This is a genomic window from Pseudoalteromonas sp. ATL1 (genome assembly GCF_058933015.1).
In genome coordinates, this window is the sequence record NZ_JBZYXL010000001.1 from 1,521,280 (window position 1) to 1,535,412 (window position 14,133).

A 14,133-nucleotide genomic window follows, 5' to 3' on the forward strand; every position below is an offset into this window, starting at 1 on the left:
AAAGGAGCGTATGCTCCTTTTTATAGTAACTTTTTCAGCGAATGCAAAATGCCTTGTTCATCGAGTCTCATTTCTTGATGCATTTCTTGTTGCGTTCCGTGTTTGATAAACTCATCAGGTAAGCCTAAGTGTAAAACAGGCTTGGTTACACCAATGCTGCTAAAGAATTCACTTACAGCGCTGCCTGCACCACCTGCAATCGCATTATCTTCAATAGTCACGAATTGCGTATGTGTACTCGCTAACTCTTGCAACAGAGCCGTATCGAGCGGTTTCACAAAGCGCATGTCAACAAGCGTTGCATCACATTGTTCAGCGGCAAGTTTCGCATTGTGTAATAGCGTACCAAAGCTCAAGATAGCGATGTTTTTACCTTCACGAATAACACGGGCCTTACCGATTGGCATTGCTTGCATGTTTTGCTCAATTTTTTCGTCGCCAGCACTACCACGAGGGTATCGAACAGCCGCTGGACCATTGTGTAGGTAGCCGGTATGCAGCATTTGACGGCATTCATTGGTGTCGCTTGGCGCCATGATCACCATGTTTGGAATACAGCGCATAAAGCTTAAATCATAAGCCCCTTGGTGAGTTTCGCCATCAGCACCTACAACGCCAGCGCGGTCAATGGCAAATAATACGGGGAGATTTTGTAACGCCACATCGTGTATAAGCTGATCGTAAGCGCGTTGCAAAAAGCTAGAGTAAATAGCCACGACCGGTTTCAGACCTTCACAAGCAAAACCCGCGCCGAGTGTAACGGCGTGTTGTTCAGCAATGGCGACGTCAAAATATTGCTCAGGGTATTCCTTTGAAAACCTAACCATGCCAGAGCCTTCACGCATTGCTGGCGTAATCGCCATTAAGCGCTTGTCCTGTTGGGCCTGATCACATAGCCAATCACCAAACACTTTGGAGAAGGTGTCAGCACTTGGCTTGGATTTAGGTAAGCTGTGAACGCTAGGATCAAACTTGGGCACGGCGTGATAGCCAATAGGGTCGGCTTCAGCTGGTTTGTAGCCTTTTCCTTTTTGCGTTTTGATATGCAGTAACTGTGGGCCTTTCAGATTGCGCATATTACGCAGTGTATCGACCAACATGTTGACATCATGGCCATCAATTGGGCCGATGTAATTGAGTCCTAGTTCTTCGAAGAAGGTACCTGGGATCACCATGCCTTTCAGATGCTCTTCCATTCGGCTTGCAAGTTCTTTTACTGGCGGTACGCCGGATAGGAGCTTTTTGCTTCCTTCACGGATATTTGTGTAAAAGCTGCCTGAAAGAATGCGTGCAAAATGATTGTTTAATGCGCCCACATTCTCGGAAATCGACATTTCATTGTCGTTAAGAATGATCAGCATGTCAGATTTTACGTCACCCGCGTGATTCATCGCTTCGAACGCCATGCCTGCAGTGATCGCACCATCACCAATAACAGCCACAGTTTTACGACCTTTACCTTCTTTCTGTGCGGCGATAGACATCCCCAAAGCCGCTGAAATAGAGGTACTTGAGTGACCTACACTGAATGTATCGTATTCGCTCTCTTCACGATATGGGAAAGGGTGCAGACCATCTTTTTGGCGTATGGTATGTATTTTCTCTCGACGCCCTGTGAGTATTTTATGTGGGTAGGCTTGGTGGCCTACGTCCCAAAGTAGTCTATCCTCAGGCGTGTTATACACGTAATGTAGAGCAACCGTCAGCTCGACGGTGCCTAAACCTGAAGCAAAATGGCCACTACTTTGTGACACGGAATTTAATAAGTAATCTCGTAGTTCATCACTGAGTGCAGTTAGTTTGTTCTGCGGTAACTGTCGCAGTTGCTGTGGTTCATCTGCCAAAGCTAATAAAGGGTATTTGCTACTATCCAATTTCATGGTTTCGATTATGTGTCCTACGCAAACTTCGCACAATTATATACAAAGGATACGGTTAATTTTATTTATTTATACAAATTAGCCATTAATTTGTCATGAACAGCGATTATTTGAGCGAGTTTAGTACTTTCGCTCAATGATGTAGTGCGCCAAGCTTGCTAATACATCGGTGTTTTCTTCAATATCGTCCAGCGCGTCAATCGCACTTTTAATTAATGCAGAGGCTTTACTTTTAGCGCCGTCGAGCCCCAACAAGGCGGGGTAAGTTGATTTGTTGTTTTCAACATCTGAACCTTGAGGTTTACCCAATGCTTGGGTGTCGCCTTCGATGTCTAAAATGTCATCTTGTACTTGAAATGCCAAGCCGATATTGCTTGCATAACGTTGTAAAGCAGAGTGAGTATTCTCGCTGATATTACTTGCACATAAAGCACCTAGCTCGATAGCCGCGCTTAATAATGCGCCGGTTTTCATGCGATGAATGCGCTCCAACTCAGGTAAGGAAATTTCCTTATCGGTCCCAGCTAAATCAAGAGCTTGGCCACCAACCATACCTTGCAAACCTGATGCGCTAGCGAGCACATTTATCATTTTTAGCTGCTGCGTAGCGGGGACATTAAAGTGATGCCCACTTAACAGTTCAAACGCGAGTGTTTGCAGCGCATCGCCTGCTAAGATAGCTTGTGCTTCGTCAAAGGCAATGTGGCAAGTCGGTTTACCTCGGCGTAAGTCGTCATCATCCATTGCAGGCAAATCATCGTGTACCAGCGAGTAGCTGTGTATGCACTCAATTGCGGCGGCGGCTACGTCGAGATCGGCTTGATTTGCCCCCAGCATTTCACCCGTTGCATAAACAAGAAAAGGTCTGAGGCGTTTACCCCCGTTGCTGATACTGTAATAAGTCGCTTGCTTTATGGTCTGCTCGGTATCAATTGGAGCATCGAAGTAATTGTTTATAAAGCCTTCAACACGTTCTTGCGCGCGCTTTAATTGAATTTTTAAATCCACGATCTATTCCGAATCACCTTGAAAGGGCACAGCTTCACTCTGAGCGTCGTTTGCCATGAGGATGGATACTTTTTGTTCTGCTTGTTGCAACTTTTTACTCGACGCATTTGCCAGTGCGATACCGCGCTCAAATTGCTTCAAAGATTGTTCTAAGCTAAGGGAACCTTGCTCCATAGAGTGAACGATTTCTTCTAGTTCACCCATCGCTTCTTCAAAGCTCAGGTTATCTGGTTTTTTTGCCGCCATGATGATATCTCGTAGCCTGATAGACTGGTCATTAAGTAAAATTTAGAGGGCAATTTTAGGGGGATTGCGACGCAAGGTCAAAGTTTGTGGACGTATTTTGTTATATGTTTGTCATCAAATGGGCTTACTAGCGTGTTATTGGCGCTCGCATTTTTGACGCTTTTTAATATAATTGACTTAAGATATTCAGTAGCTTGCCGATAATGAAATGTCCTACGAAGACATTGTAATCTTTTCAATAAAGACTGGCACGTATCTTGATTGAAAAACAAACGATGAACACCTTAGGCTATAAGTAGAACGATAGATAGAACTCTCTGGAGGGTATGTGGATTTAGCAACCGTTATTGGGATCCTAGGCGCGATAGGTCTGATTGTGATGTCCATGTTCATGAGTAGTGACGGTGAAATCGTCATGTTCGCGGACGCGGCATCAGGTGTGATCGTGTTTGGTGGTTCGTTGTTTATTGTGTTGGCTAATTTTTCCATGCCGAAGTTTTTTGCAATCGGCAAAGTCGTTGGCAAGGCATTTATGTTTAAAATCGAAACGCCGGAAGAATTAATTGAAAAAGCGGTAGAGTTAGCTGATTCTGCCAGAAAGGGTGGCTTTTTGGCGTTGGAAGAAGCAGACATACCGAATAGTTTTATGCGCAAGGGTGTGGATATGCTCGTTGATGGTCACGACGCTGATGTGGTGCGGGCAACTTTGCAAAAAGACATTTCTTTGACAACGAGCCGACATGAAATGGGTTCATCTTTATTTAAGACTTTAGGCGATATTGCACCCGCGATGGGGATGATCGGTACGCTAATTGGTTTGGTTGCCATGTTATCAAACATGGATGACCCAAAGGCCATTGGTCCAGCCATGGCGGTAGCGCTCTTAACAACTTTATATGGTGCATTCTTAGCGAACGTAGTCGCTATCCCAATTCAAGCAAAACTTGAACTTCGAAAAGACGAAGAAGAGCTTAATCAACGCCTCATTCTTGATGCTATTTTGGGCATTCAAGACGGGCAAAACCCAAAAGTGATTGAAGGGATCTTGAAAAATTACCTGCCCGAATCTAAACGTGCTCATGAGAAAGAGGAATAGGCAGAATGTCTGACGAAAAAGAGTGTAAATGCCCACCTCCCGGCTTGCCCGCTTGGATGGGGACGTTTGCTGATCTCATGTCGCTTCTTATGTGCTTTTTTGTACTATTGCTCGCTTTCTCCGAGATGGATGTACTCAAGTTCAAGCAAATTGCGGGCTCCATGAAATTTGCTTTTGGTGTGCAGAATAAAATTGAAGTGAAAGATATCCCAAAAGGGACTAGCGTCATTGCGATGGAGTTTACGCCAGGTAAACCAGAACCGACTCCAATTGAGACAATTCAGCAACAAACGGTTGAAATGACGCAGCAGATGCTGGAGTTTCAGGCAGGGGAAGAAAGCTCGGCAGGCGGTCGTCAAGAGCAACGTGGTAACAAGCGCGGTGGTGAGTCACAAAGTACCTCACAAGAACAGGCTATGACACAAGCAATTTCTGCTGCTGAGCAAGAACAAGTGAATGAACTTGTTAAAAAGATAGCGCAGCAGTTAGAAAAGCAGATTATGGATGGTGCGATTGAGCTTGAGTCTTTAGGGCAACAGATCATTATTCGGATTCAAGAAAATGGTGCTTTTCCTTCCGGTAGTGCATTTTTACAACCGAAATTTCAGCCCATTATTTTGGAAATAGCGGACTTGCTCAAAGACGTTCCAGGGGAAATAACCGTCTCAGGACATACGGATGATTATCAAGTCAGTAACGAGCTATATAGCAATAACTGGGATTTATCGGCGACGCGCGCTGTTGCTGTGGCCAGTGAGATGGTAAAAGCCCCTGGCTTTGATAAAAACCGTTTAGTGGTGGTGGGTCATGCGGATACTCGCCCGTTAGTGCCGAATGAAACCAACGCAGATAGAAGGCGTAATCGTCGGGTGGAAATTTCTATATTGCAGGGTAAGCCACAAGAATCAGATCCCATTGAAGTTGGGACAAAACAACAATAAAAAGGCCACTTAATGGCCTTTTTATTGTTTGAATCGGTTATCCCAAAGCGGGGATAACGCCGGCCATTTGCAGTGTTTGTGCTGCGATGATCAATATGCCACACAGTGCAGCAATGATCAGGCCCATGTCTCCGCCTCTTACTTGGTAGCCGCCGGCCAGTTCGCCTTGGCGTCGCTGTCTCCAAACCATAGCAACAGGTAAAAATACAGCCAGCACCACGAGTGCGATTGCCGCATAACCTAACGCCATAATGAAACCTTGCGGGTAGAAAAGCGCAAAGCCCAGAGGGGGTAGAAATGTGATCACGGCTGTTTTTGTTCTATCAAGGCGGCCATTCCCTTTTTTAAAGGCGTCTGCGAAGAAGTCAAACAAGCCAAGACTAACGCCTAAGAATGATGTGGCAAGTGCCAAATCGGCAAAGATGGTCACAAAAGTACTTACACTTGGATTATTCGCAATATTTGAAATGCTGCTAACGAATCCCGTTAAGCCACCACTTTGCATTAAACTTTGCTGGCTCATTACACCTTGGCTAAGTAGCTGCCAAAATACGTAGATGACCAATGGAAGGGCTGCGCCAAACATCATTACACGTCGCAATGACTTAATATCTAAACCAACATATTTAACGATAGATGGGATTGAGCCGTGAAAGCCAAAAGAGGTGAAGACTACTGGAATTGCGGATAATACCAAGCCTTGTTCTATCGGCATATCCAGCAAGTGCTGGCCGTGTACATAGGGGCTTAAAGCAAAGAATAAACTACCCAGCACGATGATCTTGACGGTAAAAAGTATTTTGTTGAGTTTATCGACGGTACTGGTACCCGCAGTAACAATCGTTGCGACAATAAATGCCAGTAGAATCGACCCCACCTGTGGCGCGACACGCATGCCGACTAAGCTGTTTAGCTTCTCCTGCAGTTGTGCACCTCCTCCTGCAATATAGGCGGCACAAAGGGCGTAGAATAAAAACACCATGGCAAAGTTTGCAACAATCTGCCCGCGTTTACCAAGAATGGATTTTGCGAGTGTATTCAGTGTTGCTTCGGCGCTGGCATATTGATGAAGTTCTAGCATCAATAGCGCGGTATAAGTCATGAGTAGCCAAGAAAGAACGATTAGTATTAATGCCGTCGTGAAACCGAGCCCAGCCGATGCAATCGGTAAGGCCAGCATGCCAGCACCTATCGTGGTACCGGCGACGATCAGCATACTCCCCAGTGTTTTATTTTTAAGCACAAATTGCCCCTTGTGTGTGAGAGAGTTTTGCAAGATATACTGGCAACTAAAAAAATGAAATAGTTTTGCCACAAATCAATGTTAACGATTGTAATTTATGTTTTACGAAGTCGTAATTGCAGACGACAATGTATCAAATTTAGGTAAAAAGAATGGTCTTACCACGGGGCCATTGATTTCAGTGCATTAAAAAAGCGCCTTAGGCGCTTTTTTAACTTAAACGAAGTTATTTAACTTCTTTGCCTGCGGCTTGTTGATCCGCGTGGTAACTTGAACGCACAAAAGGCCCACAAGCTGCATGAGTAAATCCGATCTCATCTGCATAGTCTTTCAATGCATCAAATTCAGCGGGTGGTACATAGCGTTTTACTGGCAGGTGGTGTTTTGAAGGCTGTAAGTATTGACCAACAGTAAGCATATCAACGTTGTGCTCACGTAAGTCTCTCAATACTTCTTCAATTTCAGACATCTCTTCGCCCAAGCCCACCATCAAACCTGATTTGGTTTTGACATTTGGATGGGCTTCTTTAAAGCGACGTAACAGTTCTAAAGACCACTTGTAGTCAGCACCAGGACGAGCCAATTTATATAAGCGTGGCGCAGTTTCTAGGTTATGGTTAAACACATCGGGTGGTGTTTGCGTTAATATCTCGAGCGCTCTGTCCATACGGCCACGGAAATCAGGCACTAGTATTTCAATGGTGATGTCAGGATTGTGCTTACGAATTTCGGTGATACAATCCGCAAAGTGTTGTGCACCACCATCTCTTAGGTCGTCTCGGTCAACTGAGGTGATCACGACATAGCTTAACTTCATATCTTTGATAGTAAGTGCAAGCTTCTCAGGCTCTTCGGCATCTGGCTTTAACGGACGACCATGTGCAACATCACAAAACGGGCAACGGCGAGTACAGATCGCGCCTAAAATCATAAACGTAGCTGTACCATGGTTGAAACACTCTGATAGATTCGGGCATGAGGCTTCTTCACATACCGAATGCAAACCATGTTTACGCATCGCTTGTTTTATGCCGTCAATACGCTCACTTGATTTAGGTAGACGTATCTTCAGCCATTCAGGCTTACGCAGCATTTCTTGGCGTTCAGTTGGCAGTACTTTTACTGGGATCAATGCCATTTTTTCGGCATCACGAAGCTTTACCCCTGGCTCCATTTTTACTGGTTTACTCATTCGTTCTCAAACCCTTCAGTTTGCTCAACATGTTCAGCGTTGAGTCGCTTTAACATGTGTTTCACCAGCCCATTTCCAACATCTTTCATGTTGTCAGGACCATTTAATTCGCTTGTTTGAACCATGTTCATGCCAGCATATCCGCATGGATTTATGCGTAAAAAAGGCGACATATCCATGTTTACGTTTAACGCAAGGCCATGAAATGAGCTGCCACGACGAACGCGTAAACCTAATGACGCAATTTTGCTGTCATTCACATACACACCGGGCGCATCGGCTTTGGCATACGCGTCGATATCGTGCTCTGCAAGATAGTCAATGATGCACTCTTCTAACCAAGTGACCAGCTCACGTACACCAATTTTAAGACGACGTAAGTTAAACAATACGTACATCATTTGTTGTCCAGGGCCATGGTAAGTGACTTGGCCACCACGATCGACTTTGATGACGGGAATATCGCCTGGAGCCAAAAGGTGCTCATCTTTCCCAGCTTGGCCTTGAGTAAAAACCGGCTCGTGCTCAACTAACCAAATCTCATCAGGACTTGTCTCGTCACGCTTATCGGTATATTGCTGCATTTCTTGCCAGATAGGCTCGTAACTGCGACGTCCTAGTTGGCGAACAATGACTGTATGCTGGCTCATATTACTACCTTGCTCTTTACAGAACGTGACGCACATCTTTTAGTGAGCCAAGTTCTGTGTAAATTTGCTCGATATGCTCTTTTGAAGTCACGGTCGCAACGACAGTGATTGATTCGTAGGTGCCTTTACTACTAGGTTTGATCTTCGGGGCATAATCACCTGGGGCAATTTTCTGTAGTTTAACCAACACCTGATCAGTTAGGTTTACATTCGCAACTCCCATGATCTTAAAGGTGAACGGACATGGAAACTCTAAGTACTCGTCAAACTTAGTATCTTTTACTAGCTTTACCACAACGGTATCCTCACTTCTGGCACTGACTTGCATTCGCTGCAAGTACTGATCATTAGGTTAGCGTGACTAACCCAGAATTATTGCGGCATTCTATCATTTTTATTGCAAAAAAAAACGCCTCACTTGGAGGCGTTCACTTATAGTCGTGTTATTCACTGCATCACTTGTAAGCGTAAATAATCATATATCTTGCTAAAGAAACCACCTTCAGCGACTTCTTCTAACGTAACAAGTGGATATTGAGCGATTTCTTCGCCTTCGATCTGTAGAAATAGCGTGCCCACTTTGCTGCCTTTTGCAAGCGGTGCTTCAAGCGTTTTATCTAGCTCAAAAGTCGCTTTTAAATTTTTACGTTGTCCGCGAGGGATGGTGATTGGCGTATCTTGTAAAATACCTAAAGAAACCGTTTCTTTATCACCCATCCAGATGCGTTGATCGGCAAAGCTATCACCTGCTTTATAAGGTGTGATTGTTTCATAAAATCTGAAGCCATAGTTAAGTAACTTTTTGCTCTCAACTTTACGAGCACGCTCGCTAGCGGTACCCATGACTACCGCGATAAGTCGCATGTCGTCTTTGGTTGCTGATGTCACTAAGCTATAGCCTGCTTCTGATGTGTGGCCTGTTTTGATGCCATCTACATCAAGGCTTGCATCCCATAACAAGGTATTACGGTTGTACTGTTTAATGCCGTTATAGGTAAACGACTTTTCTTTATACAGGGCATATTCTTCAGGCACATCTCTAATAAGGGCCGCACCTAAGGTCGCCATATCACGAGGGGTGGTGTAGTGCTCATCTGTATCTAAGCCGTGGCTGTTGATAAAGTGAGAATTGGTCATGCCCAGTTTTTGTGCGTGCGCATTCATTAAGTCTGCAAAAGCACCTTCACTGCCTGCGATATGCTCGGCCATCGCCACACATGCATCGTTACCCGATTGAATAATGATCCCTCGGTTTAAATCTTCTACGCTTACTTGCTTGCCAACTTCGATGAACATTTTTGAAGATTCTGGGAAGTTTTTAGCCCATGCTTTTTCACTAATTGTGACCATATCACTACTAGCGATGTTGCCTGCTTTGATCTCGGTACCAATCACATAACTGGTCATCATTTTGGTCAGGCTGGCAGGTGCAAGTTTCGTGTCTGCTTCACCTTCGGCGATGACTTTGCCAGTGGTGAAATCAACTAAGAAATAACCTTTCGCGTTTACTTGAGGGGGGGCTGGTAAGATTTGCGCATTGGCTGCAAAAATTGTCGCAGAGCATACCAATCCACACAGTTGAGTAATAAATTTCGATTTTAATAAAGTCATTATGCTCGCAATTTTAATTGAGTTAGTCAGCGTCACCGCAATATTCTAAAGTTGTTGTTCACTATAAAGCAAGAAGGCTTGGGCAAATTCACCTTTTCGCAAACGATTCAGCATGGTCTGGGCATGATCATCACTTTGCATTGGTCCCAGACGCAGCTTATATAATCCATTTTCATGACTGATGACATGCTCAATCGCTAACTTCTCTTTGAGTGTACTTGCCATTAATTTGATTTTGTCTAACTGGCTGCCAGCGGCAACCTGAATATAAGTTAGCCTAGGTGTTTGCCTATCTATTGTAATGGCTTCTACCTTAACTTTGGCTGTACCGTTTCGGTGGTAGCCTAGTTTATAGGCTGCTGCGTACGAGAGGTCGATTAACCTATCTTCATGAAAGGGTCCACGATCATTCACTCTTACAATCACGCTTTTGCCATTATCAAGGTTGGTAACGCGTACAAAGCTGGGTAAGGGCAAAGTCTTATGGGCGGCTGTCATATCAAACATGTTAAATACTTCGCCATTCGATGTATGGTAACCATGAAACTTTCTTCCATACCAAGAGGCGGTACCTTGCTCTTGATAACCATGTTCATCCGACATAGGCGTATAGTGCTTACCCAAAACCGTGTAGGGGCGACTTGCACTGACACTTTTTGGTTCATCCGTTATGACAGCGTCTTGCATTTCAAGCTCTGTTGGGGCACGTAGTGGTGCTTTGTCATGTTTTATATGATAACGGCTAGTGCAGCCACTCAATAAAGCCAATAGCAAAATGCACAATAAGTAGATGGATTGTTTTGTATACACCATTACTTCAGTAACATCCTCTTATCTGTTGCAATAGACATAATAATACCAAATCCAGCCATCAGTGTGACCATTGAAGTACCACCATAGCTGATCAATGGCAGAGGCACGCCAACAACAGGCAATAAACCCGAAACCATACCGATGTTCACAAACACATAGACAAAGAATGTGAGTGTCAGTGCGCCGGCCAAAAGTTTACTGAATGCTTCTTGTGCTTTAACGGCAATATATAAGCCTCGGCCGATAATAAATAAATACACGCAAAGCAGTAAAACAACGCCAAAAAGGCCGAACTCTTCACTCAATACCGAGAAAATGAAATCGGTGTGACGTTCGGGCAAAAACTCCAGTTGTGATTGCGTGCCTTGCAACCAGCCTTTACCTTCTACGCCACCAGAGCCTATGGCTATTTTAGATTGAATAATATGATAACCAGAGCCAAGCGGGTCACTCTCTGGGTTTAAAAAAGTAAGCACTCGCTGCTTTTGATAAGCGTGCATACCGTAATGCCAAAACGCGAATCCAGCGGGTCCAGCCAGCAATGCAAGCATGCCAATAAGCTTCCAACTCAGGCCAGATAAAAACAGCACAAAAATACCAGAGCTGGCAATCAAAATTGCGGTGCCGAGGTCTGGCTGTTCTTTAATTAAAATGGTTGGGACCATCACAATGGTAAAACCTAAAAACAAGTTCCACATTGATGGAGGGAGGCGATTTTGACCGATATACCAAGCGACCATCATGGGCACGGCGATTTTCATTATTTCTGAGGGCTGAAATCGTGTTACGCCTAAATCGAGCCAACGTTGTGCGCCTTTACTACTTACCCCTACAAGCAGTACTGCCACGAGCATGCCTAAACCCACTAGATACATCGGGATCACAATGCGCTTTAAGGTGTTAGGTGACAGTTGGGCCATGATCAACATTGCCACTACTGCACCAGCCATACGCGTACCATGGCGAACCATCATATTCATATCTTGACCACTGGCACTGTATACAACAGTGAGGCTACCTATCATCATCAATATTAACGCAGCCAACAAAGGCAAATCTAAGTGTACTTTTTGCCAAATAGTTCTTTTTTGGTGTAGCGGCGTCATGGTGTGTTTGACTCCAATGGGTAGGCTGAAAAGTAATAGTCCATCATTTGTCTTGCGATTGGTGCTGCGATGTGGCTGCCTCCCGCTTTTTGGTTCTCAACAACAATTGCTAGCACGATTTGCGGGTCATTGAATGGCGCAAAGCCAGTATAAACGGCGTTATCTCTATGACGCTCTTTGAGCTTTTTAACATCGTACTTTTCACCTTGAGCAATGCTAACCACTTGAGCCGTGCCAGTTTTCCCAGCTGGATCGTATGTTGCGCCGATAAATGCATTTTTGGCGGTTCCGCGTAACACCGTATTGTGCATGGCATCCAATGCAATTTGCCAGTGCTTTGGGTTGTTCAGTTGGATGGGCGGTTTTTCTTCTGTGAAAAGCTGAGTGACCGTTTGTTCTTGTCTGGCTACTTGCACTAAATGTGGCTGCCGATAAATGCCACGGTTGACTAAAATTGCCAATGAGTTGGCAATTTGAATGGGGGTTGCAGTCCAGTAACCTTGTCCAATTCCTACCGAGATAGTATCACCTGGCCACCAGTTTTCTTTAAAACGAGCGCGTTTCCAATCCACTGTGGGTAAAATGGCAGTGGTTTCCTCATGAATATCGATGCCAGATAAGTCACCAAAGCCAAACTGATCCATAAAATCGCTGATTTTACTGATCCCCAACTTGTAGGCAATATTATAAAAGTACGTATCGCATGACTCTTCAATCGCTTGATAGATATCGACGTGCCCATGTCCCCATGGTCGCCAGTCTCGCCACTTGTGGTCAACATTGGGGATTTGGAAAAAACCCGGGTCCCAAATTGTTGATTCTTCCGTGACCAGTTCTTCTTCTAAACCTAAAATCGCCATCAGAGGTTTAATTGTGGATGCAGGCGGATAACGTCCTTGAGTAACACGGTTTATCAGCGGACGATCTTGATTAAGAAGTTTTTTATATTCTTGCGAGCTGATGCCCTGTACAAACATATTTGGGTCGTAGCTTGGATTTGAGTACAGTGCCAATATGCCACCATCTTTAGGGTCGATGGCAATAACTGCACCGCGGGTATCTTTTAATGCATGCTGCGCAATTTGCTGTAAACCAATATCGAGGGTTAAAACAAGGTCTTGACCGGGTTCAGGTTGTTCAACGCTGAGTGTTCTTAAGATTCTGCCACGGTTGTTGATTTCGACCCGTTGTGAACCAACTTTACCATGTAACTGCTGTTCATAATATTTTTCAATGCCTAACTTACCTATGTCGTGGGTCGCGCGGTAATTCGTTGCTAACTCTGCAGCCTCTAACTCGGCCAGTTCTTTTTTATTGAGTTTAGACACATAACCGAGTGCGTGGGTTAGGGTATCACCATAGGGGTAGTAGCGAGATAAACGCGCCTCAACGCTAAAACCGGGAAATTTATGCTGGTTAACAGAGAAAACAGCCACTTCGGTTTCGTTTAAACCAGCTTTGAGCACTTGACTTTTAAAGCGTCGATTGTTGCGGATATCCTCTAAAAACTCTGCTTTTTCTTGTTCAGAGATGTCAATAAGCTTGCTGAGTTTTTGCAAGTCTTCCTCAAGGTTTTTGACCTCTTCAGGTACGACTTCAAGATTGTAAACCGGTCGGTTTTCGGCAAGTAAAACACCATTTCTATCGTAAATGAGCCCTCGATTCGGTGCGATTGGGATCACTTTGATGCGGTTGTCATTTGAACGTGTTTTATAGGCGTCGTAATCGACAATTTGTAGGTTGTAGATATTAAAAAGCAAAACGCCAATCAGCGACACAACAAAAATAAAGCCAACAAAGGCACGACGCGCAAAGAGGTTTGCTTCGGCTGAGTGGTCTCGGATCGTTGGCCTTTTTTTTATCATTGTTTACTAATCATTCTCGGTGATAAGGGTGATTGTTATTCAAGCTCCATCCACGATAGAGGCTTTCTGCAACAATGATGCGCACTAATGGATGAGGCAAAGTCAAATTAGACAAGGACCACTTTTGCTCTGACGCGGCGATACATTCAGGCGCTAACCCTTCAGGGCCGCCTATCAGTAAGCTCACATCACGCCCATCGAGCTGCCATTTTTGCATGTTGTCTGCCAGCTCATGCGTATCCCATGCCTTACCTGTGACTTCCAGCGTAACAATGCGATTGCCTTTGGGTATGGCAGCGAGGGTCTTTTCTCCCTCAATTTGTAAAATACGTTTTATGTCGGCGTTTTTACCCCGCTTACCAGCGGGGATCTCAATTAATTCCAACGCCATATCTTTTGGAAAGCGACGTTGGTATTCTTTAAAGCCAGTTTCAACCCAAGCGGGCATTTTTGTTCCGACAGCAACAAGTTGGATCTTCAAG

14 protein-coding genes are annotated in these 14,133 nt (G+C 44.6%); 2 read left to right on the forward strand and 12 right to left on the reverse strand.

Annotation, left to right across the window (positions count from 1 at the left end):
- Positions 1-20: 20 nt before the first annotated feature.
- From dxs to AC5FX4_RS06755, 3 genes are all read right to left on the reverse strand, one after another.
- Positions 21-1,880: a 1-deoxy-D-xylulose-5-phosphate synthase gene (dxs, locus tag AC5FX4_RS06745; protein WP_493605697.1), complete on the reverse strand. Its 1,860-nt coding sequence runs from the start codon at positions 1,878-1,880 to the stop codon at positions 21-23.
- A 120-nt stretch (positions 1,881-2,000) separates the two neighbouring features.
- A complete protein-coding gene (ispA, locus tag AC5FX4_RS06750) occupies positions 2,001-2,888 on the reverse strand; it encodes a (2E,6E)-farnesyl diphosphate synthase (RefSeq protein ID WP_493605698.1) in 888 nt (295 codons plus the stop codon).
- Between the two features lie 3 nt (positions 2,889-2,891).
- Positions 2,892-3,134, reverse strand: coding sequence for an exodeoxyribonuclease VII small subunit (locus tag AC5FX4_RS06755; RefSeq protein ID WP_493605699.1), 243 nt, complete (start codon positions 3,132-3,134; stop codon positions 2,892-2,894).
- A gap of 328 nt (positions 3,135-3,462) precedes the next feature.
- Here AC5FX4_RS06755 and pomA point away from each other — a divergent pair, with 328 nt between their 5' ends.
- Both pomA and AC5FX4_RS06765 read left to right on the forward strand, forming a co-directional pair.
- Positions 3,463-4,230, forward strand: coding sequence for a flagellar motor protein PomA (gene pomA, locus AC5FX4_RS06760; protein ID WP_493605700.1), 768 nt, complete (start codon positions 3,463-3,465; stop codon positions 4,228-4,230).
- Between the two features lie 5 nt (positions 4,231-4,235).
- Complete coding sequence (locus AC5FX4_RS06765) at positions 4,236-5,171, forward strand: flagellar motor protein MotB (RefSeq protein ID WP_493605701.1); 936 nt, start codon at positions 4,236-4,238, stop codon at positions 5,169-5,171.
- Positions 5,172-5,208: 37 nt separating this feature from the next.
- Here the strand turns inward: AC5FX4_RS06765 and AC5FX4_RS06770 are convergent, their stop codons facing one another.
- The 9 genes from AC5FX4_RS06770 to rlmH all read right to left on the reverse strand — a co-directional run bounded on the left by AC5FX4_RS06770 (position 5,209) and on the right by rlmH (position 14,132).
- Positions 5,209-6,414 (reverse strand): aromatic amino acid transport family protein, encoded by a 1,206-nt coding sequence (locus AC5FX4_RS06770; RefSeq protein ID WP_493605702.1) that lies wholly within the window; start codon positions 6,412-6,414, stop codon positions 5,209-5,211.
- Between the two features lie 226 nt (positions 6,415-6,640).
- On the reverse strand, positions 6,641-7,606 hold the full coding sequence (gene lipA, locus AC5FX4_RS06775; protein ID WP_493605703.1) for a lipoyl synthase: 966 nt from the start codon (positions 7,604-7,606) through the stop codon (positions 6,641-6,643).
- Positions 7,603-8,256, reverse strand: coding sequence for a lipoyl(octanoyl) transferase LipB (gene lipB, locus AC5FX4_RS06780; protein WP_493605704.1), 654 nt, complete (start codon positions 8,254-8,256; stop codon positions 7,603-7,605). The genes lipA and lipB overlap by 4 nt, the downstream gene beginning before the upstream one ends.
- 16 nt (positions 8,257-8,272) lie before the next feature.
- A complete protein-coding gene (gene ybeD / locus AC5FX4_RS06785) occupies positions 8,273-8,551 on the reverse strand; it encodes a DUF493 family protein YbeD (protein WP_493605705.1) in 279 nt (92 codons plus the stop codon).
- 152 nt (positions 8,552-8,703) lie between these two features.
- The gene (locus AC5FX4_RS06790; RefSeq protein WP_493605706.1) at positions 8,704-9,867 is read right to left on the reverse strand and encodes a serine hydrolase; all 1,164 of its coding nucleotides are present in this window, start codon (positions 9,865-9,867) and stop codon (positions 8,704-8,706) included.
- Between the two features lie 45 nt (positions 9,868-9,912).
- The gene (locus AC5FX4_RS06795; RefSeq protein WP_493605707.1) at positions 9,913-10,680 is read right to left on the reverse strand and encodes a septal ring lytic transglycosylase RlpA family protein; all 768 of its coding nucleotides are present in this window, start codon (positions 10,678-10,680) and stop codon (positions 9,913-9,915) included.
- Positions 10,680-11,786 (reverse strand): rod shape-determining protein RodA, encoded by a 1,107-nt coding sequence (rodA, locus tag AC5FX4_RS06800; RefSeq protein ID WP_493605708.1) that lies wholly within the window; start codon positions 11,784-11,786, stop codon positions 10,680-10,682. The genes AC5FX4_RS06795 and rodA overlap by 1 nt, the downstream gene beginning before the upstream one ends.
- Complete coding sequence (gene mrdA, locus AC5FX4_RS06805) at positions 11,783-13,651, reverse strand: penicillin-binding protein 2 (RefSeq protein ID WP_493605709.1); 1,869 nt, start codon at positions 13,649-13,651, stop codon at positions 11,783-11,785. The genes rodA and mrdA overlap by 4 nt, the downstream gene beginning before the upstream one ends.
- A gap of 10 nt (positions 13,652-13,661) precedes the next feature.
- Positions 13,662-14,132: a 23S rRNA (pseudouridine(1915)-N(3))-methyltransferase RlmH gene (gene rlmH / locus AC5FX4_RS06810; RefSeq protein WP_493605710.1), complete on the reverse strand. Its 471-nt coding sequence runs from the start codon at positions 14,130-14,132 to the stop codon at positions 13,662-13,664.
- Between the last annotated feature and the right edge of the window lies 1 nt (position 14,133).